The sequence below is a fragment of the Arthrobacter sp. AB6 genome, from assembly GCF_031844545.1.
Lineage (GTDB): Bacteria > Actinomycetota > Actinomycetes > Actinomycetales > Micrococcaceae > Arthrobacter.
In genome coordinates this window covers 1-21,860 of sequence record NZ_JAUZVL010000037.1, presented here as the reverse complement: position 1 = coordinate 21,860, position 21,860 = coordinate 1, and the positions used below count along the sequence as shown (strand labels likewise).

At 65.4% G+C, this 21,860-nt stretch carries 19 protein-coding genes, 1 tRNA gene and 1 riboswitch; of the genes, 14 read left to right on the top strand and 6 right to left on the bottom strand.

The window, feature by feature from the left end:
* Positions 1-133 precede the first annotated feature (133 nt).
* Together Q9R30_RS19060 and Q9R30_RS19055 are read left to right on the top strand one after the other, a co-directional pair.
* Positions 134-640: a hypothetical protein gene (locus Q9R30_RS19060; protein WP_311218562.1), complete on the top strand. Its 507-nt coding sequence runs from the start codon at positions 134-136 to the stop codon at positions 638-640.
* A 62-nt stretch (positions 641-702) separates the two neighbouring features.
* Positions 703-2,073 (top strand): FAD-binding oxidoreductase, encoded by a 1,371-nt coding sequence (locus Q9R30_RS19055; protein ID WP_396136750.1) that lies wholly within the window; start codon positions 703-705, stop codon positions 2,071-2,073.
* Between the two features lie 15 nt (positions 2,074-2,088).
* Here the strand turns inward: Q9R30_RS19055 and Q9R30_RS19050 are convergent, their stop codons facing one another.
* The 4 genes from Q9R30_RS19050 to Q9R30_RS19035 form a co-directional block, all read right to left on the bottom strand.
* Positions 2,089-3,507: a DUF4032 domain-containing protein gene (locus tag Q9R30_RS19050; RefSeq protein ID WP_311218560.1), complete on the bottom strand. Its 1,419-nt coding sequence runs from the start codon at positions 3,505-3,507 to the stop codon at positions 2,089-2,091.
* Between the two features lie 125 nt (positions 3,508-3,632).
* On the bottom strand, positions 3,633-4,715 hold the full coding sequence (locus Q9R30_RS19045) for an ABC transporter ATP-binding protein (protein ID WP_018762103.1): 1,083 nt from the start codon (positions 4,713-4,715) through the stop codon (positions 3,633-3,635).
* Between the two features lie 227 nt (positions 4,716-4,942).
* Positions 4,943-5,779: a trehalose-phosphatase gene (gene otsB / locus Q9R30_RS19040; protein WP_311218559.1), complete on the bottom strand. Its 837-nt coding sequence runs from the start codon at positions 5,777-5,779 to the stop codon at positions 4,943-4,945.
* A complete protein-coding gene (locus Q9R30_RS19035) occupies positions 5,769-7,271 on the bottom strand; it encodes a trehalose-6-phosphate synthase (protein WP_104996839.1) in 1,503 nt (500 codons plus the stop codon). The genes otsB and Q9R30_RS19035 overlap by 11 nt, the downstream gene beginning before the upstream one ends.
* Positions 7,272-7,450: 179 nt before the next feature.
* Here Q9R30_RS19035 and Q9R30_RS19030 point away from each other — a divergent pair, with 179 nt between their 5' ends.
* The 5 genes from Q9R30_RS19030 (at position 7,451) to Q9R30_RS19010 (ending at position 12,601) form a co-directional block, all read left to right on the top strand.
* Positions 7,451-8,326, top strand: coding sequence for a thioredoxin domain-containing protein (locus tag Q9R30_RS19030; protein ID WP_104996840.1), 876 nt, complete (start codon positions 7,451-7,453; stop codon positions 8,324-8,326).
* Positions 8,327-8,484: 158 nt separating this feature from the next.
* Positions 8,485-8,561 (top strand) — tRNA-Thr (locus tag Q9R30_RS19025).
* A gap of 76 nt (positions 8,562-8,637) precedes the next feature.
* A complete protein-coding gene (locus tag Q9R30_RS19020) occupies positions 8,638-9,063 on the top strand; it encodes a ChaB family protein (RefSeq protein WP_104996859.1) in 426 nt (141 codons plus the stop codon).
* Positions 9,064-9,161: 98 nt separating this feature from the next.
* On the top strand, positions 9,162-11,333 hold the full coding sequence (locus Q9R30_RS19015) for an elongation factor G-like protein EF-G2 (protein ID WP_311218558.1): 2,172 nt from the start codon (positions 9,162-9,164) through the stop codon (positions 11,331-11,333).
* An 11-nt stretch (positions 11,334-11,344) separates the two neighbouring features.
* Positions 11,345-12,601, top strand: coding sequence for an MFS transporter (locus Q9R30_RS19010; RefSeq protein ID WP_311218557.1), 1,257 nt, complete (start codon positions 11,345-11,347; stop codon positions 12,599-12,601).
* A 28-nt stretch (positions 12,602-12,629) separates the two neighbouring features.
* On the opposite strand, the gene Q9R30_RS19005 is transcribed toward Q9R30_RS19010, so the two are convergent.
* Complete coding sequence (locus Q9R30_RS19005) at positions 12,630-12,977, bottom strand: hypothetical protein (RefSeq protein WP_311218556.1); 348 nt, start codon at positions 12,975-12,977, stop codon at positions 12,630-12,632.
* Between the two features lie 145 nt (positions 12,978-13,122).
* Between Q9R30_RS19005 and Q9R30_RS19000 the strand changes: the two genes are divergently transcribed.
* From Q9R30_RS19000 to Q9R30_RS18990, 3 genes are all read left to right on the top strand, one after another.
* On the top strand, positions 13,123-13,326 hold the full coding sequence (locus tag Q9R30_RS19000; RefSeq protein WP_104996863.1) for a hypothetical protein: 204 nt from the start codon (positions 13,123-13,125) through the stop codon (positions 13,324-13,326).
* Positions 13,327-13,418: 92 nt separating this feature from the next.
* A complete protein-coding gene (locus tag Q9R30_RS18995) occupies positions 13,419-13,721 on the top strand; it encodes a DUF4193 domain-containing protein (protein WP_066280293.1) in 303 nt (100 codons plus the stop codon).
* A gap of 292 nt (positions 13,722-14,013) precedes the next feature.
* Positions 14,014-14,562 carry a hypothetical protein gene (locus Q9R30_RS18990; protein ID WP_104996864.1) on the top strand — a complete coding sequence of 183 codons (549 nt, stop codon included), beginning with the start codon at positions 14,014-14,016 and terminating at the stop codon, positions 14,560-14,562.
* A gap of 101 nt (positions 14,563-14,663) precedes the next feature.
* Here the strand turns inward: Q9R30_RS18990 and Q9R30_RS18985 are convergent, their stop codons facing one another.
* The gene (locus tag Q9R30_RS18985; RefSeq protein ID WP_311218555.1) at positions 14,664-16,220 is read right to left on the bottom strand and encodes an APC family permease; all 1,557 of its coding nucleotides are present in this window, start codon (positions 16,218-16,220) and stop codon (positions 14,664-14,666) included.
* Positions 16,221-16,441: 221 nt separating this feature from the next.
* Between Q9R30_RS18985 and Q9R30_RS18980 the strand changes: the two genes are divergently transcribed.
* The 4 genes from Q9R30_RS18980 to Q9R30_RS18965 all read left to right on the top strand — a co-directional run.
* Entirely contained in the window at positions 16,442-16,921 is a 480-nt protein-coding gene (locus Q9R30_RS18980) for a Dps family protein (RefSeq protein WP_104996866.1), read from the top strand.
* A gap of 210 nt (positions 16,922-17,131) precedes the next feature.
* A riboswitch (glycine riboswitch) is annotated at positions 17,132-17,230 on the top strand.
* A 177-nt stretch (positions 17,231-17,407) separates the two neighbouring features.
* Complete coding sequence (gene gcvP / locus Q9R30_RS18975) at positions 17,408-20,317, top strand: aminomethyl-transferring glycine dehydrogenase (protein WP_311218554.1); 2,910 nt, start codon at positions 17,408-17,410, stop codon at positions 20,315-20,317.
* A gap of 11 nt (positions 20,318-20,328) precedes the next feature.
* Positions 20,329-21,483, top strand: coding sequence for a glycine cleavage system aminomethyltransferase GcvT (gene gcvT / locus Q9R30_RS18970; protein ID WP_311218553.1), 1,155 nt, complete (start codon positions 20,329-20,331; stop codon positions 21,481-21,483).
* Between the two features lie 172 nt (positions 21,484-21,655).
* On the top strand, positions 21,656-21,860 hold a 205-nt coding region (locus tag Q9R30_RS18965), incomplete at its 3' end, for a serine dehydratase beta chain (RefSeq protein WP_311218552.1).

Genomic DNA, 21,860 nt, shown 5'->3' with positions numbered 1-21,860 from the left:
TACATTGAAGCAGGGCCCTGACAACAACGTCAGGGCCCTGCTGCTTTAACCACCGGCTACAACCACCAACACCCCACCCACCCACCGCTGGGCGGCGGCGTGGGAGGCCGGCCAGCCGGTAAAGTTGGGCACCATGAACAGCCTCTTCAGCCACGCGCAGGAACCCTCCGGGAACGACGACGAAGCGGCCCCTGAGCCACTGGACCCCGTGGTGAACACGGTGATAGTTCCGGGAAGCGTTGCCCACGCCTTCGCGGGCTTTACGGACCACACCCACTTGTGGTGGCCCCTGGAATCGCACGGCGTGTACGGTGCGGGCTCCTACGTGGAATTCGAGGAGAACCTCATCCTGGAGACGGCGGACGACGGCCGGACTACCATCTGGGGAACCCTTGATGACTGGCAGCCGCCATTGTCATTCCACGCCACGTGGCATCCCGGCACCACAGCGCTGTGGTCCACCGAACTCCTCGTCGCCTTCCGTGCCGTCGCGGACGGCACCGAGGTCCGGGTGTTCCATGAGGGATGGGAAGGGGCCGAGGACCCGGCCGGCACCAGGGCGAAGTACGCAAGCGACTGGCCCGGGATCCTTGCCCGGTACGCTCGTTTCATGGGTGCTCCAGGCACACCGGCCTCCTAGGACCAGGCACCGCCCTGCACGCCTAGACTGGGGGAACACGTGCGATGACGGATGGAGGCTTCGTGGGAAGCATAGTTGACGAGCTGGAAGCCATCCTTGCGCCCGGTCAGATAGAGGTGGGCGAGGCCGCCCTCCGCACGTACGCCGTGGACCAGGCCCCCGTCATCGACTTCCAGCTGCCGTTGGCGGTTGTCTTTCCGGAGACGGTGGCAGATGTCCAGGCCGTCGTTCGCGCCTGCGCCGGCAGCAGCGTCGCCCTCGTGGCCCGCGGCGCAGGGACGGGTGTCTCCGGCGGTGCCCACGCCACGGAAAACTGCATCATTCTTTCCCTTGAGCGCATGGACCGCATCCTTGCCCTTAATCCTGATGACGAAACGGCAGTGGTGGAGCCCGGTGTGGTGAACGCCGTCCTTAACGAGGCTGCTGCCCAGCATGGGCTCATGTATGCGCCGGATCCAGCCAGCTTCCGCAGCTCCACCATCGGCGGGAACGTTGCCACGAATGCCGGCGGGCTGCGGTGTGCAAAGTACGGAGTAACCAGGGACTCGGTTCTCGCGCTGGACGTGGTGCTGGCTGACGGGTCGCTTATCCGTACCGGCCACCAGACGTTCAAGGGCGTGGCCGGCTACGACCTCACCAGCCTGTTCGTGGGATCAGAGGGCACGCTCGGAATCGTCGTCGGCATCACGGTCCGCCTGAAGTACCTGCCCCAGGAGGTACACACGGTTGCGGCGTTCTATCCGGACTTCCGGCAGGCTGCCGCTGGCGTACTGGCGGTCGGCAAGGCACGCGTGCAGCCCGCCATCATGGAACTGCTTGACGGCGGCACGCTGGCCCAGCTCGATGACATCCATGGCTCTGACCTCACCGCCCGGGGCCGGTCTCTGCTCCTGATCCAGACGGACGGGTTCGGGGCAGCGGCGGAGGCCCAGGTAGTGCGGGAGGTCCTCTTGGCCGGGGGTGCAGCCGTCACCACCGAGGCCAGCGCGGAGGCGGAGCGGTTGGTGGAGCTTCGCCGGCACAGCAGGGGAGTGGAGGTCGACGACGAATACCGCGTGGGCGAGGACGTCGCCGTTCCCCGTTCCCGGCTGGTGGATTACGTTGCTGCCCTGGAAGCGATGGCCGTGGACCACGCAGTACACCTCAAGGTGGTGGCGCATGCCGGCGACGGAAACCTGCACCCCACCTTCTGGATCGACCGTGCGGGCAACAATCCGGACGCCGGTGCCATGGACAGGCTGCAACGGGTCCTGGACGAGTCCATCACGGCCGCGCTTGCAATGGGCGGAACCATTACGGGCGAGCACGGAGTGGGCCAGTACAAGCTGCGCTGGCTGGGCCAGGAACAGGCCGAGCCGGTCCGGGAACTCCAGCGCCGGATCAAGGACCTGTTCGATCCTGCGGGCATCCTCAACCCGGGAAAGGCTATCTAGGGTTTGGCGTGCGGGTCAGTCGTCCGAGTCCGGGTACTCGTCGATTGACTCGTCTTCGCCGTAGCGCGACTCCTCGGTTTCCACTTCGAGGATCTTCAACAGTTCCGTGTCCGGATTCAGCATGATGGCGGCCTCATCCCGGCGGTGCCGCAGGATTGAGTCGATGTAGGACTGCACAGCCTCCGCCAGCGGGATATGCCGTTCCTGCTTTTCGGACATGTACCAGCGGTGTTCCAGGACTTCGTGCACCACTTCGGCGGGTTCGAGCTTGCCGGAAAGGTCCCGTGGAATGGACCTGACGATCGGCTCGAAGATCTGGCTGACCCAGAGGTGGGCGCTGTATTCCTCGTCCATGTCCGGGTTGTTGTCAGCGCGGAAGGAGTCCATGTCATTGAGGAGCCGGCGGGCCTGGTTCTCCTGGGCGTCGATGCCCGTAAGCCTCAGCAACCGCCGCTGGTGGTGCCCCGCGTCCACCACCTTGGGCTGCAGTTGGATGGTGGTGCCGTTCTGGGTGGTCTTGATGGCGTATTCCTCGACGTCGAAGCCGAGTTCGTTGAGCCTGCGGATCCGGGCGCTGACCCGCCAGCGCTCACCCAGTTCGAAGGACTCCTTTTCCGTAAGCTCCTGCCACAGGCGGCGGTAGCTGTCCATGATCAGCTCGCTGGTTGCCACCGGGTCCACTTTTTCCTCGATCAGCCCGCCGTCGAGAAGGTCCATCAGCTCGCCCGCAATATTGACCCGGGCGATCTCGAGGTCATATTCGCGCTGGCCCGTGGACAGGTCCGGGTAGAGCTCGCCGGTCTCCGCGTCCACCAGGTAGGCGGCAAATGCCCCGGCGTCGCGCCTGAAGAGCGTATTGGAAAGGGACACATCGCCCCAGTAGAAGCCGATGAGGTGGAGCCTCACCAGCAGCAGCGCCTGGGCGTCGATAAGGCGCGTCAGTGTGTCCTTGCGGAGCATTTGGGAGAACAGGGCGCGGTACGGCATGGAAAACTTCAGGTGCCGGGTGACCAGCACCGGGTTCAGCGTACGCCCGTCCAGGGTGGTGCGGCCGGTAATCACCGCCACCGGTTCAACGCAGGGGACATCCAGCCGGGCCAGCTTGCGGAGCATGTGGTACTCGTGCCGGGCCACGTGCTCCGACGTTTCCTTGATCGCGATGACGGAGCCGCCAAGATGGGCGAAGCGCACAATGTGGCGGGAGATGCCGCGCGGCAGCGCTGCCAGGTTCTCTGCGGGCCAGTCTTCGAGGGCAATATGCCACGGCAGGTCCAGGAGCTCGGGGTCCGCGGCCGCCGCCGTGATGTTCAGCGAGCTGGAGACCGAGGCTGCCTTGCCGTCGTCAGCACTTGCGGCCACAAACCGCGGCAGCTTCCCGATCTGCCCATAGTCGGTGGGTTCGTCGTGCCACTGGGCGCTGTATTCCTCGGTCATGGCTCAATTCTTCCGTACATCGGGGCGGCCCGCTAAATTCTCCCGGGCCTCAGTTAAAAGGCCGACGGCGGCCCGCACCATTGCGTAAAGGTGCGGGCCGCCGTCGGTTTGGCTTTTGCTGGGAATCAGTCGCCGAGGCGCAGGCCGGTCTTGGTGTCGAACAGGTGCACGTGGCCCGACTGCGGACGGACGTAGATGACCTCGCCCTTCATCGGGGGGCGGCGGCCGTCGACACGTGCCACGATGTCGTGGTCCTTGCCGTCAAGCGTGGTGTGGCCGTAAACGTAGGCGTCGGCGCCGAGTTCTTCGACGACGTCCACCTCAACCTTCAGGCCTTCACCCTGCGGCGCGGTTTCCAGGTCTTCCGGCCGGCTTCCAAGGGTAACGGTGGAGCCGTGCGCTTCCTCGAGGACGTCGCGCGGCACGGGGTAGACGGTGCCGCCGAACTGCACGCCGCCATCGACCACGGGCAGTTCCAGCAGGTTCATGGCAGGGGAGCCGATGAAGCCGGCAACGAAGACGTTCTTGGGACGGTCGTACAGGTTGCGCGGGGTGTCAACCTGCTGCAGCAGGCCATCCTTCAGCACGGCAACGCGGTCGCCCATGGTCATGGCCTCGACCTGGTCGTGCGTCACGTACACGGTGGTGACGCCGAGGCGGCGGGTCAGGGATGCGATCTGCGTACGGGTCTGCACGCGGAGCTTGGCGTCGAGGTTGGACAGCGGCTCATCCATGAGGAAGACCTGGGGGTTACGCACAATGGCTCGGCCCATGGCGACGCGCTGGCGCTGACCGCCGGAGAGGGCCTTCGGCTTGCGGTCCAGGTACTGCTCAAGGTCAAGGAGCTTGGCGGCTTCGCGGACACGCTCGGCACGCTCTTCCTTGGAAACGCCTGCGATCTTCAGGGCGAAGCCCATGTTGTCGGCCACAGTCATGTGCGGGTACAGCGCGTAGTTCTGGAAAACCATCGCGATGTCGCGGTCCTTCGGGGGAACGTCGGTGACGTCGCGGTCACCGATCAGGATCCGGCCGGCGTTGACGTCCTCAAGGCCTGCGAGCATGCGCAGGGAGGTGGACTTGCCGCAACCGGAGGGCCCAACGAGGACCAGGAATTCGCCATCGGCGATGTCGATGTTGAGCTTATCGACCGCGGGCTTATCTGTGCCCGGGTACAGACGCGTAGCGTTATCAAAAGTAACTGTAGCCACAGTTATCAATCCCTTCACCGGCAGGTACGTGCCGGACGATCCGTTGTGAATGGTTCATGTTTGTTCAGTTTTGTGCTGCTGACGCTCCCATGCCGAGGCCGAGGAGCGCCGAGTGACGCCGCACGGTTCTTGTGCGCCACATCACATGCAAGAGTATGTCAGATGTTTCGACAATGGTTGCAAATGTTACGGAAGTCACACGTGAGCTTGCGCATGCCCGGGGGCACCTACCCCTGCGCAGCTGCGGGATCCTCCTCTGCTACGGCGATGCTCCGCTCTTGGAGGAGCACCTCCAGCAGTTCGGCAATATGCACCGGAGCCTCTACGCGGTATTCGGCCTGGGTGAAGTCAAGGCCCACCTTGACGCCCACGTCCCCCGGTTCCAGGCGCGCCAGGGCGTCTTCGTCCGTGGTGTCGTCGCCGGCGAACAGGACACCGGTAGCGCCGGTGACCTGCCGCAGGAAGGTGACGCCCTCGCCCTTGGATGCGTTGACCACTGAGGTCTCAAGGACCCGTTTACCGTCCTTGAGGAACACCCCCTTCCGGTCCTGCAGCAGGGAGCGGGCAGCGGCCACGGCGTCCTCGGCGACGTCATCGGCGGCGAGGCGGGTGTGGAGGACCACCCCTGCCGGCTTGTCCTCGAGCGTGGTGCCCGGAGCTTCCCTGACGATGTCTTCCAGGACGGTGCGCACCTCGGCGAGGAGGGCCTTTTGCCCTTCATCGAGCGTGAGCCCGGTGGATCCCGGACCCAGCCATGCCTCGGCGCCGTGGCTGCCGATGAGGAGCGTGTCCACCGGAGGGGAGGCGACGGCGCGCAGGCTGGCGAGGGCGCGGCCGGAGATGAGTGCCGTCGTCGTCCGTGGAAGCACGGCGAGCCCGGCGAAGGCGGCCGCCGAGCGGGGCAGCGGCCGGGCGTCGTCGGCGCGGCCGACGATGGGCGCCATTGTGCCGTCGAAGTCCATGGCCACGAGCAGGTGCTCGGTCCCGGCGATCCGCCGGATGGCTTCCCGGAGCTCAGGGGACAGCGAAAGCCGGTCCTTGGCGTGGCGGGCATCATGAGTCATCGCGGACCACCTTTTCGTTGAGCGCGCGCAGGAAGTCGGCGGACCAGTGGTCCACGTCATGCTCGAGGATCTGCTTGCGCATGGCCCGCATCCGCCGCGACGCGTCCCGCGGCTCCAAGTCCACGGCACGCATGATGGCGCCTTTGAGGCCGTCAATGTCATGCGGATTAATCAGCAGTGCCTGCTTGAGCTGGTCGGCTGCGCCGGCGAACTCGCTGAGGACCAGGGCGCCGTCGTTGTTGGTGCGCGCCGTCACGTATTCCTTGGCCACAAGGTTCATGCCGTCGCGGAGGGCCGTCACCAGCATGACGTCGGCGGCGAGGTACAGCGCCACCATCTCCTCCACCGGATAGCTGTGGTGCAGGTAGCGTACGGCCGTGTTCTCGATGGTGTCGTACGTGCCGTTGATATGGCCCACGGTGCCCTCCACCTCCTCGCGCAGGAGGCGGTACTGCTCAACGCGTTCGCGGCTGGGACTGGCCACCTGGATCAGGGTGGCGTCGCCAACGGAAAGCTTGCCGTCAGCCAGGAGCTCCTCAAAGGCCTTCAGCCGGTGCCGGATGCCTTTGGTGTAGTCCAGGCGGTCGACGCCCAGCAGGATGGTCTTGGGGTTCCCGAGGTCCTGCCGGATCTGGCGGGCCCGTTCAATGATGTCCGGGTTGGAGGCCAGCTCGGTGATCTGCCGGACGTCGATGGAGATGGGAAACGCCTGTGCCCGGGCAATGTGCGTCACGTCGCCGTCCTGGCCCTTTACATGGACCTGCTGCTGCTTAACGCTGGCGCCGAGGAAGCGGCGTGCGGAGCGCATGAAGTTTCCGGCATCGCTGGGCCGCTGGAAGCCCACCAGGTCGGCGCCGAGGAGCCCGTCAATGATGGCCTGGCGCCACGGCAGCTGGGCAAAGATCTCCGGCGGCGGGAACGGGATGTGGTTGAAGAACCCGATCCGGAGGTCCGGCCGCGCTTCACGCAGCAGGCGCGGCACCAGCTGGAGCTGGTAGTCCTGCACCCACACGGTGGCGCCGTGATCCGCATGGCGCACCACGGCGTCGGCGAATCTTCTGTTGACCTTGCGGTAGGCGTCCCACCACGTGCGGTGGAACTCCGGCGGGGCGATGACATCGTGGTACAGCGGCCAGAGGGTGGCGTTCGAAAACCCCTCGTAATACAGCTCCACCTCGTCGGTGCTGAGCTGGACCGGGACCAGGTCCATGCCGCCGTGGCTAAAGGGTTTGACCGTCTCGTCGGGGGCGCCGTGCCACCCTACCCAGGCGCCGTCGGTCTTGGTCATCATGGGGGCCAGTGCTGTCACCAGCCCGCCCGGGGACCGGCGCCAGCCGGAGCCGTCGTCCCCGCTTTCACCGGGTGCGCAACGGTCCACTGGCAGCCTGTTCGACACCACCATGAAGTCGTATTTCGTCGCTCCGCCGTGGCCGGATCCGGCAGCGCCGGACGTAGATGTTGCGGAAGGTTTTTCCTGGACGGGTGTTTGCATTGCGGCCCCCTGGGGTTGCTTGTGCCTCTCAGCCCACCCTAACGGGACGGAATCTTCCGTGCTATTCGTCCGTTGGTCAACCCGGCGATTAGTTGAAAGCGCAAGCTCCCAGCTTTCTCCCCTAAAATGTAGGAGTTGCCACGAAGTGGTCCCCCCACGTCAACCGACCCAAGGAACACATGAGCCCCGCAAACGAAGTACGTAAGTCCAAGGCTGAGCGAACCGCGGAGGCGCGGGAAAAGGCCCGCCAGATCCGTGAAGCGCAGCTGAAGAAGGACAAGCGCAACAAGCTGCTCATAGGCTGGGGCATCGTGGCCGCCGTCGTCGCCATCCTGGCTGTCGTTGCGCTGGTGGTGACCACCAGCATCAGGCAGAACACGCCCATCGCCGACCAAGGGCCCGTACCGGCCCATGCCAACGTCAACGGCGGCGTGACCCTGCTGGCCAACTCCGAAGTGAAGAAGGCGGACCCGGCCACGGTGGACATGGCTAATCTTCCGGCCAAGCCTGAAACGCAGCCCAACCCCGTGGTGGCGCCGGGGGCAGAGGCCGAAGCGGGACAGCCCGTCAAGGTTATTGCGTACATCGACTTCATCTGCCCGGCCTGCCTGCGGTTCGAACAAACCTACAACGAGGCCCTGACCAGCCTCCGCAATGAAGGCAAGATCAGCATGGAGTACCGGCCGCTGGGCTTCCTGGACCGCCAGTCCAGCACCAACTACTCCTCACGTTCGGCTAACGCCGCCGCGTGCGTTGCAGACAAGGCCCCCGAGAAGTACGCGGACTATGTCAACATCCTCTTCGACAACCAGCCCGCCGAAGGCGGAGCAGGCCTGTCAGATGACAAGCTGAAGTCCCTGGCCAGCGACGTAGGCGCCGACATTAACAGCTGCGTGGACGACAAGACTTTCCGCCCTTACGTCAAATACTCCACCGAACTTGCTGCAAACACCGGCATCACGGGTACGCCCACCATCTTCATCGACGGCAAGAAGTGGGACGGCGCTTCGGACCTGAACGCCGAGATCCAGGCGGCAATCGACGCCAAGGCCTAAAAGTCCCACGGCAACGTCGGCGGCCCGTTCCGGATTCTTCCCGGAACGGGCCGCCATACTTTAAGGCCGGTTCGTGCCTTGGCGCCGGCGTTTTTACCACCGGCGCCACTTGGGCTAACCTTATCTAGCGCCGTTCAGGCGCGAGCCCGCAGGGGCGCGCCTCCTTAGCTCAGTTGGCCAGAGCACCGCTCTTGTAAAGCGGGGGTCGTCGGTTCGAATCCGACAGGGGGCTCCACTACCTTCTCCTCCCGGCACGGCTAAGCTGGTCTTATCCGGATCGTCAGCCTGCTGATAAAAGGAGTGTGGGTGCCATGCCCAAGACCGGAAAGAACGGCCACGCCCGCAAGGACGAGCTTCCCTCGACACTGCAGCGCTCCGGGCGGAAGGCCCAGGACACGTTCGCCAAAACCTACGATTCAGCCCTCGAGAGCTACGACCACGACGAGCAGCGGGCCGCCCGGGCGGCCTACGCCTCGCTGAAGCACAGCTACGAGAAGGTGGGCGACCACTGGGAGCCGAAGGAAAAACGCGGCCCCTCGGACAAACGGGCCGAAGGGGGCGTGCGGTCCTCCGAGCCCAGCGCGGGCGGCGTGAACGCGAACGCCTCGAAGGAACATCTCTACAAGCTCGCGCGGGAGTTGCACATCGACGGCCGTTCCAAGATGGATAAGGACCAACTGGTCAAAGCCATCCAGAAGGCCAATGATACGGCTACCAGGAAGGCCCGCGGCTCGTAATTTCCCTTCTGCCTGCCCTTGCCGTACAGCCCCTGCAGGGTGTCGAATCAGAGGACACGTTCAGCCCGGTTGGATGGCGAAGGCGCCAGGAGGTTCCCATGTCGGTCAGAGGCACCAAGGACTCAGCCAGGACAGCGGCCGGAAGGAACGGACCCGAGTCCCGACGCGCGGATGCCTCCGCCGGAATCGCAGCCGAGGAGCCCGCCAAAATCCGGAACGTGGCGCTCGTAGGCCATTCAGGTGCCGGAAAGACCATGCTGATCGAGGCGCTGCTCGCTGCCAACGGCATGATCACCCGCAAAGGATCCATTCCGGACGGGACCACCGTCAGTGATTCGGACCCCGCTGCGGTGCACCAGCAGCGCTCAGTGACCCTGTCTCTGGTGCCGCTGCTGGTTGACGGCATCAAAGTGAACCTCCTGGACACCCCGGGCTACCCGGATTTCATCGGCGAACTCCGTGCAGGACTCCGCGCCGCGGACGCCGCCCTGTTCGTGGTGTCCGCTGTAGACGGGATCGACGCCACCACCACGGCGCTGTGGGATGAATGCGAGCACATGCGCCTGCCCCGCGCTGTCGCCATCACCCGCATGGACCACCCGCGGGCAGATTACGACGGCGTCCTGGCCGCCTGCCGGAAGTCCTTCGGCGAGGGCGTCCTTCCGCTTTACGTTCCGGTGCGGGCGGGCGCTGAGGTTACCGGCCTGCTGGGCCTGCTGTCCGGGACGGTCAGCGATTACTCGTCCGGAGAGCCGTCCGCAACGACGCGAACAGCGAATGCGGACGAACTGGCGGCCCACGGTGCCGCCAGGGGGGACCTCATCGAGGGGATCATCGGCGAGAGCGAAGACGAGACCCTGATGGACCGCTACCTGGCAGGCGAAGACATCGAAACCGACGTCCTCGTCGCCGACCTGGAAACCGCTGTCGAGCGCGGGTCCTTCTTCCCCGTCCTGTCCACGTCGGCCGTCACCGGACTGGGGACCGCGGAACTGGTGGAGGTCCTGGTCCGGGCCTTCCCGCCTCCGTCGGACGGCCGGGTGCCTGAGGTGACGGATCTGGCGGGCGCGCCTGCCGGCCCCCTGTCCTGCGACCCCGGGGGCCAGTTGGCGGCAGAGGTGGTCCGCACCTCCATCGACCCGTTCCTGGGGCGGATCTGCCTGGTCCGGGTTTTCTCCGGCACGCTCCGGGAGGACGCCCCGGTGCACGTCACCGGCCAGGGCCTGGCCGACCGCGGGCACCAGGACCACGACACGGACGAGCGCGTTACGCACCTCTACTCACCGCTGGGTGCCTCGCTGCGGCCTGTCCCGCATTGCGTGGCGGGGGACATCTGCGCGGTGGCGAAACTGGGAAGCGCCGAAACCGGAGACACCATTTCCGGCCGGGACCAGCCGCTGCTGCTGGCCACCTGGGAGATGCCCGAGCCGCTGCTGCCCGTGGCCGTGGAGGCTGATTCGCGAAGTGACGAGGACGCCCTGGCGCGCAGCCTCGGGAAGATCGCCGCCGGCGATCCCACCTTGCGGGTGGAACGGAACCAGGAAACGCATCAGCTTGTCCTTTGGTGCATGGGGGAGGCCCACGCCGAGGTGGTGCTGGACAGGTTGCGGGACCAGGGCGTGAAGCTGCATACGGTGGAAGTGGTGACGCCCTTGCGTGAAACATTTGCGGCCGCCGCCGCCGGCCATGGGCGGCACGTCAAGCAGTCCGGCGGCCACGGGCAATATGCCGTCTGCGACATCGACGTGGAACCCCTGCCCCGCGGCGGTGGCTTCGAATTCGTGGACAAGACGGTGGGCGGCGTGATCCCGGGGACGTTCATCCCGTCCGTGGAGAAGGGCGTCCGCGCCCAGATGGAAAAGGGTGTCAGCGCGGGCTTCCCCGTGGTGGACCTGCGGGTGACGCTCACGGGAGGCAAAGCGCACAGCGTTGATTCTTCCGATGCCGCATTCCAGGCGGCCGGGGCGCTGGCGTTGCGCGAGGCGGCCGCAGCAGGGCGGATCCAACTCCTGGAGCCGGTGTCATCGGTGGTCATCACTGTGACGGACGAGCACGTGGGATCCGTGATGAGCGATCTGTCCGCCCGCCGCGGCAGGCTCACCGGAACCACCTCCTCAGGTGACGGCCTGACTGAAATCAGCGCTGAGGTCCCGGACCAGGAACTGCTGCGGTACGCCGTGGATTTGCGGGCCCTCACCGCGGGATCCGGGCGGTTCCGCCGCCGGTACCTCCGGCATGATCCGGTACCCGCCAGCTTCAGCACCCCGTAGCCGCACCTGCCATGAACGACGCAGCCAGGAAGATCCAGCGCGTCTATCTGACGCTTACCCTGGGAAACACTTTGGCGGCCTCGTTCATCTGGGGCATCAACACGCTCTTTTTGCTGGATGCGGGGCTGAGCAACCTGGAGGCCTTTGCCGCGAATGCATTCTTCACCGCCGGCATGGTGCTGTTCGAGGTGCCCACCGGAGTGGTGGCGGACAGCTGGGGCCGCCGGGTTTCGTTCCTGCTGGGCACCCTCACGCTGGCCGGGTCCACCTTCCTGTACTTCCTCCTGTGGCAGTTTTCGGCCCCGTTCTGGTGGTGGGCCGCCGTCTCGGTCCTGCTGGGCCTGGGCTTCACTTTCTTCTCCGGCGCAGTGGAGGCCTGGCTGGTGGACGCCCTGCGTTTCTCCGGCTACGAAGGCGGGCTGGAAACGGTGCTTGGCCGGGGGCAGATGGTCTCCGGCGTTGCCATGCTGGCGGGTTCCGTGGCAGGCGGGGTCATTGCGCAGGCCACCAACCTCGGTGTTCCGTTCCTCGTCCGGGTGGGCGTGCTCGGTGCCATGTTTGCCGTGGCCTTCCTGCTCATGCATGACGTCGGCTTCACACCTGAGCGTTCGGCCCACCCGCTGCGGGCCACCCGGGCAGTCTTGCGGGCCTCGGTGGACAACGGGCTGAAGAACCCGCCCGTCCGCTTCATCATGCTGGCCGCACCCTTCACCGAAGGAGTGGGCATCTACGTTTTCTATGCCCTGCAGCCCTACCTGCTTCAGCTCTTCGGAGACCCGCGCGCCTACGCCATAGCAGGCCTGGCTGCGGCCCTCGTGGCAGGAGCCGACGTCGTCGGCGGATGGATGGCGCCCCGCATCCGGAGGCTGGTCAAGCGGCGGACCAGCGTGCTGATCGCCACCAACGTGGCCAGTGCACTCATCCTGGTGGTGCTCATGTTCACCAGCGCCTTCTGGCTGGCGTTGGTGCTCCTGGCACTCTGGGCCGTGGTGTCCTCGGCCGGCACCCCCGTTAGGCAGGCGTACCTGAACGACATGATTGCCTCGAAGCAGCGCGCCACAGTGCTGAGCTTCGATTCCCTGATGGGCTCGGCCGGGGGAGTGGTGGTGCAGCCGATGCTGGGCCGGGCCGCGGACCTCTACGGCTACCCGGCTTCACTGGCCGTGGGCGGGGCAGTGCAACTGATTGCCGCCCCCTTTATCCTGCTCAGCCGTCGGCAGCGCTCGCAGGCGGACACGGCCTCGGACACAACGCGGGCAACGCCCTAGCAGCGCCACGGTACGGTGGAAAATTTCCTCAGTCCGAGTCCATCAGTTCGAGCAGCTTTTTCGCCGCGTCCCTAATGTCCTCATGCCCGTGCTGCGCCGCCCTGCTTTCCAGCGAGATGACAGCGCAGCGGTGGACTTTGTTGAAGTCCCCGAACGGGAAGCTCACGCTGCCTTTAGCCCCCTCCGACTTGTCATCATCCCGGCCAAGGTGCCAGTCTGCGAAGGTCCCGAAACCGTGCTTGTCGATGAACGAGTTCTCCTGCTCTGTGGAGGGCGCGTGTTCACTCCAGTCATCCCGGACATCGCGCTGGACCTTTCCTGCCTCAATGAGCTTGCGGGCGTGTGAGAGTGCCTTCCGGTTCAGCCTTACTGCCATCCTGCGTCCTTCCAGAGCGGGGCTCCGGCCGCAGCCGGTCGGAGGGTTTCCAGCGTAGAACGGTGCCAACGGAATCCGCTACGGATTAACGCCAGCGAGACCGCGGTGAAACACGGGCACAACAATCCCTGCGTAGGTTTCAGGCATGCTCGCAGACATCCTCCTCCGGCTCCGCACCTGGCTCATTAGCACGTTTGCCTACGAGACGGGCGGGCAGGCGGCCGATGCCATGGCTGACGCCGCGCGCTGGGGATGGCTTCCGGCGTTGAGCGGAGTGGCTGTTGGGGGAGATCACGCCCGGCGGAGCCATGGGGAATCCCTGGCGAAGCGCGCAGAAATGTCTGGTTGAGCACAGTATTGCGCCGGTAACGGGATAATGCCCTAAACTGCTTCACTGAGGTGCCTGAAATGGTGCTGCGCAGCAACGAAAGTGAACACGCTATGGCTACCGATTACGATGCCCCACGCAAGCAGGAAGAAGAATCTCCGGCTGACTCGCTGGAGGCCCTCCAGGCCTCGCGCGGCGGCAACGCCCAGACCGCGGTCATTGACGTCGATGAGAACGATACCGCCGAGGGCATTGACCTGCCGGGTGCGGATCTTTCCAACGAGGAACTGACGGTCATTGTTGTTCCCGAGCAGTCCGATGAGTTCACCTGTTCGTCATGCTTCCTTGTCCGCCACCGCTCCCAGGTTGCCCGGGAAAAGAACGGCATGAAGTACTGCCGCGACTGCGAAGGCTGACCCCTCCTGATTGCCCGGCGCCGGCCACCCCCTCGGGTGACCGGCGCGTCCTGTCTCCTGCCGCCGTCGTTATCCCGGTAACGGCAAGGTGCCGGAACACTGCCAAAAGAACACGGAACGGGTTCCAAACGGACCCGCATGGGCCCTGTTTCGGCCCCTGCTATACATGGGCGTGATGCAGGGTGCGGCGGGTTAACGGTTACGTGGCGAAGCGGCAACAAGCCTCGTTTCCCGCCGCAAAGGCTCCTACGCTTGAGCTATCCATTCGCTCCACAACATGGGTGGCTCCAAAATGAAAAAGTTCTACACCTGGCTGGCTGCCATCCTCCTGGCGGCCGGGCTGGGAATCGTGGTCCCGGGGCCCGCCTCCGCTTCCACATCCTATTGCGGGCTCGTATGGGGGTCTTTGGCCAAGGCCGACCAAAGCATGAGCACCGCCACCGTCACCAACGTCCGGACCGGGCAGCACTACTGCTTCGACAGGATGGTGGTGGACCTCCACGGCGCCGTTGCGGGTTATACCGTGCGGTACGTTCCCCAGATAGTCCAGGACGGGTCCGGCTTCGCCATCCCCGTCCGGGGAAACGCGCGGCTGCAGGTGACAGTGAACGCGCCCGCCTACGACGGCGACTACAACTCCACCTACACCCCGTCCGACCAGGCTGAACTCTCCAACGTTGCCCGCTACCAGACCTTCCGCCAAGTGGTTTTTGCCGGCAGCTACGAGGGCTACACCAGCATCGGACTGGGCGTACGGGCCCGCCTGCCGTTCCGGGTCTTCACCCTGGACGGGCCGGGCTCCGGGTCGCGCCTGGTGGTTGACGTAGCGCATTACTGGTGACGGCGGGCAGTAAGCAGCCAGCCGATCAACACCGAAGGTGCCGTTCCCCCGTTATGCGCGGAACGGCACCTTTTTTCGTCCGCGGTAACGGCCTCCGGACCTTACTCCGGGACCACAAGCGCAGGGGTATCGCGCCTAAGCGTCCCGCCGCGGAAGAAGCCGGGGCGGACCCTGGCCATGATGAGCATGACCACGGCGCCGGAGGCCAGGATGCCGACGCCCAGGACAAAGACCAGGCCCACCCCGAACACTTCGGAGCCGCTGCCGAACTCGGGCGCCCAGCTGTCCACGGCGGTCTGCAGGAACACCACGAACAGGCCCACGCCGCCCAGCACCGGGCACACCAGGCGGAGGAGGAAGTGGCGCAGGCTGCTGAAGACACTGTGGCGGAAGTACCAGGCGCAGGCCAGGGCGGTGAGGCCGTAGTAGAAGCAGATCATCAGCCCGAGCGCCAGGATGGTGTCATTGAGGACGTTCTCGCTGACCACGTGCATCACGGCGTAGAAGCCCGCGGACATGATGCCGGCGGCAACCGTGGCGAAGCCCGGCGTCGCAAACTTCCTGCTGACCCTGCTGAACGGCTCCGGAAGCGCACCGTAGTACCCCATGGCCAGCAGGCTGCGGGACGGCGACATGAACGTGGACTGAAGGGACGCGGCAGAGCTGGACAGTACCGCCATGGACATGAGGATGGCGAACGGACCCATGATGGGGGAGGCCAGTGCCGTGAAGATGTTTTCGTGGATCTCGGTGTTGTTCAGGCCGTTGCCGGTATCACCGACACCGGCGAACATCATGGTGGCGATGCTCACCGTCAGGTAGATCGCCAGGACGATCACGGCAGTCAGGGTCCCGGCCAGGCCCGCCGTCCTCTTGCCGTTGGACGTTTCCTCATTGACGGTCAGGCAGACGTCCCAGCCCCAGTACACAAAAATGGACAGTGAGATGCCTGCAGCGATCTGCCCGAAGGTCTCGATCCTGGTGACGTCGAACCACTCCCAGCTGAACGGGATGGCAGTGTCAGAGGCTGACCAGTTGGCAAAGGCCATGCCAACAAAGAGGCCCAGGACAACCAGCTGGAATCCCACCAGGCAGTACTGCACCAGCTTGGTGGTGTGGAGGCCGCGGTAGCTGACCCAGACGGCCAGGGCCACAAACACAAAGCAGGTCAGCACGTTCACTGCCTTGTTTGCCGCCAGCCCGGCGAGCTCCGGCGAGCCCGTCAGCTGCGAAAGGAAAAGATAGAAGAAGTCGACGGCGACTCCCGCGAGGTTGGAGAGCACAATGATGTTGGCCGCCAGCAGGCCCCACCCGCCCATCCAGCCAACCCACGGGCCGAAGGCCTTGGTAACCCAGGTGAAGGTGGTGCCGCTGTCCGGGGAATCGGCGTTGAGTTCCCGGTAGGCGAGGGAGACCAGGATCATGGGGATGAAACCGATCAGGAAGATGACGGGCAGTTGGAGCCCGGCTTCATTGACCGTGGGGCCAAGGGCGCTGGTCAGCGTATAGGCCGGGGCGATGGTGGAAATCCCCAGGACGACGACGGCGAGGAGTCCCAGCTGACCGCCCTTCAGTCCCTTGGGGCTGGTGCCTGCGGTTGCCGGCGAGGCACTCCCGGAACCATGGGCGGATGTGCTGGTGCGGATGGTCTCGGTCATGGCACCACTTTCTGGAGAAGTTGAGACGGCGGTCACTATATGAATGGCGTTCATTTAGTATGTCGATACACGGTCCTGGAAGCAAGGAAAATAATGAACGCTGTTCTTTTATTTCGGATGTGAGGGATTTAGTAAGCTCACTGAGAAATTCCCTGCCGGCCCTCCGCCGTGCCGGCTGGTGCTGGTAGCGTCGGGCTTACTGGACCAATTGAGGAGGATGCATGAAAGCTTCACCGACACTGACCAACAACCTGCAGGCCGTGCTCGCCGACCTGATCGAACTGCACATCCAAGGCAAGCAGGCACACTGGAACATTGTGGGAACCAACTTCCGCGACCTGCACCTGCAACTGGATGAGATCGTTGACGCTGCCCGCCAGTTCGCCGACGACACCGCCGAGCGGATGCGGGCCCTCCACGCCCTGCCGGATGGCCGCAGCTCCACCGTGGCCGGGTCCACCAGCCTGGCCCAGTTCCCGGAAGGCCTGATCAGCACCAAGGACGCGATCGAGCGGATCGTGGCCGCCCTTGAGGCCGCCGTTGGCACCATGCGCAAGGTTCACGATGAGGTGGATGAAGAGGATCCCACCACCGCGGACCTGCTGCACGAGTTCATCGCCAAGCTGGAGCAGTTCGCCTGGATGGTCAACGCCGAAACCATGAAGCCCACCGCGAGCGTTACTGCCCCCGACTCCAAGTAGCCACGCCTGGCCCAGGCCAAGCACCCGGCGCCGGGCGTACTGTCCGGCGCCGGGCGCCGTTTTCAGCCTGTTCCCAGGCTGCGGTCACGGTGCCATCTCTGGAGCGGCTGCGGGGCTGGCTGACATTTGCCCCCGGGCCCGCGGCATAGGAGAATTGGGCTGTGTGCGGGCCGTTACCGGTGCGCAAAGACAACCCAAATGAATAGCCTTTGATCTGCGGCGGGAGAGTTCTGCCAGAAGGTACAAGCAGGCGCCGTAGGAGCAATACCTCCCCAGGAATCTCACAGGCCCATGTACCGCCGCGGCGAGGCACCTCTGGAAAGCAGCACGGCGTCCGCTTCGAGGTCCGGTCCCCGGATCTTGGCTGTTGTGCTCACCGACGGTGCAAGCGGTGCCCGCGTGTTCAGGCAACGCGGAAACTCTCAGGTCCAGATACAGAGCGGGGAGGACCCGAATCGATGTGGCGTACCCTGCGCCGCCTTAGTTATGGAGTTCCTCGTGACTGTATCTCCGGCCTCCGCCGTTCCGGCCACTGCCACCCAGGCAACTGCCGAACCCGCTTCTGCCGCCACCTTTGTTGACCGGCACATCGGCGCAAGGCGCCAGGCCGACGTCGAAACCATGCTCAAGGCCGTGGGTTACGACACCGTGGACGCGCTGGTTGATGCCGCCGTCCCCAAGGACATCCGGCAGGACTCCGCGCTGGAACTGTCGGCCGCCCTGAGCGAAGTGGAGGTGCTGGCTGAACTGCGCCGGCTGGCCGCCAGGAACAAGACTGCCGTGCAGATGATCGGCCAAGGCTACTACGACACCGTGACGCCGCCGGTGATCCGCCGCAACATCCTTGAGGGCCCTGCCTGGTACACCGCGTACACGCCCTACCAGCCCGAGATTTCCCAGGGCCGCCTCGAAGCGTTGCTGAACTTCCAGACCATGGTCCAGGACCTCGTGGCTCTGCCCATCGCCAATGCATCCCTGCTGGACGAAGCCACCGCAGTGGCCGAGGCAGTGCTGATGATGCGCCGGGCCAATAAGAACGCAGATGCCCGGGACGGCAAGACCGTCCTTGACGCGGACTGCCTGCCGCAGACCATCGCCATCGTCAAGGGCAGGGCAGAAGCGCTCGGCTTCGAGGTGGAAGTGGCCGACCTTTCCAGCGGCCTGCCCGACGGTGCCATCAATGGCGTGGTGCTGCAGCAGCCCGGCGCTTCCGGCCGCGTCTTCGACCACGCCGCAGTGATTGCCGACGCCAAGAGCCGCGGCGCGCTGGTTACCGTGGCCGCCGACCTCCTGGCCCTCACCCTCATCACCCCTCCCGGCGAGCAGGGCGCGGACATCGCCGTCGGCTCGGCCCAGCGCTTCGGCGTCCCGCTGTTCTACGGCGGCCCCCACGCGGCCTACATGGCTGTGCAGAAGGGCCTCGAGCGCTCCATGCCGGGCCGCCTTGTCGGTGTATCGAAGGACAACGCCGGCTTTCCCGCCTACCGGCTGGCCCTCCAGACCCGCGAGCAGCACATCCGCCGCGAGAAGGCCACGTCCAACATCTGCACCGCCCAGGCGCTGCTGGCCATCGTGGCCTCGATGTACGCCGTGTACCACGGCCCGGAGGGCCTGAAGGCGATCGCCCAGGCCGCGCACTCCCACGCAAAGATGCTGGCCGCGTCCCTCAGGGCCGCCGGTTTGGACGTGCTGCACACGAGCTTCTTCGACACCGTCACCGTCTCCGTGCCGGGCAAGGCTGCCGGGATCGTCGCTGCCGCCGAAGCCACGGGCATCAACCTGCGCAGCATCGACGCGGACACGGTGGGCTTCTCCACCGATGAAACGACAACATCAGAAATTACCGCCGGGGTGCTGCAGGCCTTCGGCGTCCCGGCCGCCGCGGACGGCGAAGGAGCATTCCAGCTGGACGCCGCCGTCGAGCGTTCCTCCGGGTACCTGCAGCACCCGGTATTCAACACCCACCGCTCCGAAACCCAGCTGCTGCGCTACATCCGGAAGCTCTCGGATAGGGACCTGGCGCTGGACCGGACCATGATCCCGCTGGGCTCCTGCACCATGAAGCTGAACGCCACGGCCGAGATGGAGGCCATTTCCTGGCCCGAGTTCGCCTCCATCCACCCCTTCGCCCCGGACTCCCAGACGGAGGGCTGGCGCGAACTGATTGCCGGCCTCGAGGCGCAGCTGACCGAGATCACCGGGTACGACCAGGTGTCCATCCAGCCCAACGCCGGCTCCCAGGGCGAACTTGCCGGGCTCCTCGCGATCCGCGGCTACCACCACTCGCGGGGCGACCGGCAGCGCAACGTCTGCCTGATCCCGGCCTCGGCGCACGGCACGAATGCGGCTTCGGCTGTCCTGGCGGGCATGAAGGTGGTTGTGGTGGCCACGGCACCGGACGGAACCATCGACCACACCGACCTGTACGCCAAGATCGAGGCGAACAGGGACGCGCTGTCCTGCATCATGATCACCTATCCGTCCACGCACGGGGTGTACGACGCCGACGTCCGCGAAGTCTGCGACGCGATCCACGCAGCGGGCGGCCAGGTGTACATCGACGGTGCAAACCTGAACGCCCTGGTGGGCTTGGCCCAGCCGGGCCGGTTCGGCGGGGACGTGTCGCACCTGAACCTGCACAAAACGTTCTGCATCCCGCACGGCGGCGGCGGACCCGGCGTCGGTCCCGTTGCTGCCAAGGCACACCTGGCACCGTTCATGCCCGGCAACGCAGCCACCTGGACCGAAGGCAATGACGTGCCTATCTCGGCGTCCAAGTACGGCTCCGCGGGCGTGCTCCCCATTTCCTGGGCGTACGTGAAGCTGATGGGCGGCAAGGGGCTCACCGAGGCCACCAAGTCCGCGCTGCTGGCAGCGAACTACGTCGCAGCCCGACTTAACGATTTCTTCCCGGTCCTCTACACCGGCGAAGGCGGCCTTGTGGCCCACGAGTGCATCCTGGACCTGCGCGAACTGACCGCCCGCACGGGTGTCACGGCCGAGGACGTGGCCAAACGGCTCATCGACTATGGTTTCCACGCCCCCACCCTGGCCTTCCCCGTCGCGGGGACGCTTATGGTGGAACCCACGGAATCCGAGGACATCGGGGAAATCGACCGCTTCATCGAGGCCATGATCGCGATCCGCGCCGAAATCGACCAGGTGGCGAACGGTGACTTCACTGTTGCTGACAGCCCGCTCCGGAACGCTCCGCACACCGCCGCCGCGGCGATCAACAGCGACTGGGATCGCGCCTACCCCCGCGAGCAGGCCGTGTTCCCGGTGAAAACGCTTAAGCAGGACAAGTACTTCCCGCCGGTGGGCCGCATCGACGGCGCAGCGGGGGACCGGAACCTGGTCTGCGCCTGCCCGCCGCTTTCCGAGTTCGAAAACTAAGGACACGCTCCATGGCTGAGAAGCACACCGCCCTCTACGACGAGCACAAAAAGCTGGGCGCCTCCTTCACCGACTTCGGCGGCTGGCAGATGCCGCTCAAGTACAGCTCCGAGCTCGCCGAACACCGCGCCGTGCGCAATTCCGCAGGGCTCTTCGACCTTTCCCATATGGGTGAGGTCTGGGTGACCGGGCGGGACGCAGCCGCCTTCCTCGACTACGCGCTGGTGGGAAAGATCTCCGCCATGCCGGTGGGCAAGGCCAAGTACTCTCTGATCTGCAATGAGGACGGCGGCATCATCGACGACCTCATTACGTACCGCCGGCCCGCAACCGCCGGTAGCGCAGACGGCAGTTCCGACCGCTTCCTGGTGGTCCCCAACGCCGGCAACGCCGCAGTGGTGGCTGCTGAGCTTTCCAAGCGGGCTGCCGGGTTCGATGTGGAGGTGAATGACGCCTCCGCCGTCACGTCACTGATCGCCGTCCAAGGCCCCACGGCGCAGGAACTGCTGCTCCGACTGGTCCCCGCAGCCCAGCACAGCCAGGTGACGGAACTGAAGTACTATGCCGCCGTCGAGGTTCCGTTCTTGGTGGGCGGCGCCGGACTGGATTTGCTGCTCGCACGCACCGGCTACACCGGCGAGGACGGGTTTGAGATCTTCGTGTCCAACGACGACGCCACCGGCCTGTGGCAGGCACTGATCGCCATTGCCGAGGACGGGGAGCTGACGCCCGCCGGGCTGGCCTCGCGCGACTCACTCCGGCTTGAGGCAGGCATGCCGCTCTACGGGAATGAGCTCTCCCTGCAGGGCGATCCCTTCGCCGCAGGCCTGGGACCCGTCGTCGCACTGTCCAAGGAAGGCGACTTCGTGGGAAAAGCGGCCCTCACCGCGAAGAAGGCCGCCGGCGCCTCCGCCGGCCGAAGGCTGGTCGGGCTCAAGGGACTCGGCCGCCGTGCAGGCCGGGCCCACTACCCGGTCCTCAAGTACGGCGCCGTAGTAGGCGAAGTCACCTCAGGCCAGCCCTCACCCACCCTCGGGTACCCCATTGCCATGGCCTACGTGGACGTCGCGTTCACGACTGTTGGCACCACCCTGGATATCGACCTGCGAGGTAAGACAGAGCCGTTCGAAGTCGTCGACCTGCCGTTCTACAAACGCGCCAGGTAGGGCGCCTCCCCGTGGTCACCTTTGGCCCGGTGGGACCGGCATCCTCCGCGTGCTCGGTCGCGAAGACGCCCGCTGGGCGGACGTGACGCTCCCTTAGACGCACGCTTCCGGATACCGGTCCCACAGGGGCACGTTATCCGCATCCCTTCTCCATCCAGATAGGAACCTGCACATGGCCGTTGGTGTCTTTGATCTTTTTTCGATTGGGATCGGTCCTTCGAGTTCCCATACTGTGGGGCCGATGCGGGCTGCTGCTGTGTTTGCGGAGGAGCTGAAGAGCTCCGGCGATCTCGACAGGGTGGCGTCGTTGCGGGTGGATTTGTATGGGTCGCTGGCGGCGACGGGTCATGGGCATGGGACGATGACGGCGATCCTGC

Bases quoted from the DNA above. Each gene is read 5' to 3' on its own strand.
- Q9R30_RS19060 (WP_311218562.1), top strand. From the start codon at position 134: ATGAACAGCCTCTTCAGCCACGCGCAGGAACCCTCCGGGAACGACGAC.
- Q9R30_RS19050 (WP_311218560.1), bottom strand. From the start codon at position 3,507: ATGACCGAGGAATACAGCGCCCAGTGGCACGACGAACCCACCGACTAT.
- otsB (WP_311218559.1), bottom strand. From the start codon at position 5,779: ATGACTCATGATGCCCGCCACGCCAAGGACCGGCTTTCGCTGTCCCCT.
- Q9R30_RS19035 (WP_104996839.1), bottom strand. From the start codon at position 7,271: ATGCAAACACCCGTCCAGGAAAAACCTTCCGCAACATCTACGTCCGGC.
- Q9R30_RS19030 (WP_104996840.1), top strand. From the start codon at position 7,451: ATGAGCCCCGCAAACGAAGTACGTAAGTCCAAGGCTGAGCGAACCGCG.
- Q9R30_RS19020 (WP_104996859.1), top strand. From the start codon at position 8,638: ATGCCCAAGACCGGAAAGAACGGCCACGCCCGCAAGGACGAGCTTCCC.
- Q9R30_RS19015 (WP_311218558.1), top strand. From the start codon at position 9,162: ATGTCGGTCAGAGGCACCAAGGACTCAGCCAGGACAGCGGCCGGAAGG.
- Q9R30_RS19010 (WP_311218557.1), top strand. From the start codon at position 11,345: ATGAACGACGCAGCCAGGAAGATCCAGCGCGTCTATCTGACGCTTACC.
- Q9R30_RS19005 (WP_311218556.1), bottom strand. From the start codon at position 12,977: ATGGCAGTAAGGCTGAACCGGAAGGCACTCTCACACGCCCGCAAGCTC.
- Q9R30_RS19000 (WP_104996863.1), top strand. From the start codon at position 13,123: ATGCTCGCAGACATCCTCCTCCGGCTCCGCACCTGGCTCATTAGCACG.
- Q9R30_RS18995 (WP_066280293.1), top strand. From the start codon at position 13,419: ATGGCTACCGATTACGATGCCCCACGCAAGCAGGAAGAAGAATCTCCG.
- Q9R30_RS18990 (WP_104996864.1), top strand. From the start codon at position 14,014: ATGAAAAAGTTCTACACCTGGCTGGCTGCCATCCTCCTGGCGGCCGGG.
- Q9R30_RS18985 (WP_311218555.1), bottom strand. From the start codon at position 16,220: ATGACCGAGACCATCCGCACCAGCACATCCGCCCATGGTTCCGGGAGT.
- Q9R30_RS18980 (WP_104996866.1), top strand. From the start codon at position 16,442: ATGAAAGCTTCACCGACACTGACCAACAACCTGCAGGCCGTGCTCGCC.
- gcvP (WP_311218554.1), top strand. From the start codon at position 17,408: ATGGAGTTCCTCGTGACTGTATCTCCGGCCTCCGCCGTTCCGGCCACT.
- gcvT (WP_311218553.1), top strand. From the start codon at position 20,329: ATGGCTGAGAAGCACACCGCCCTCTACGACGAGCACAAAAAGCTGGGC.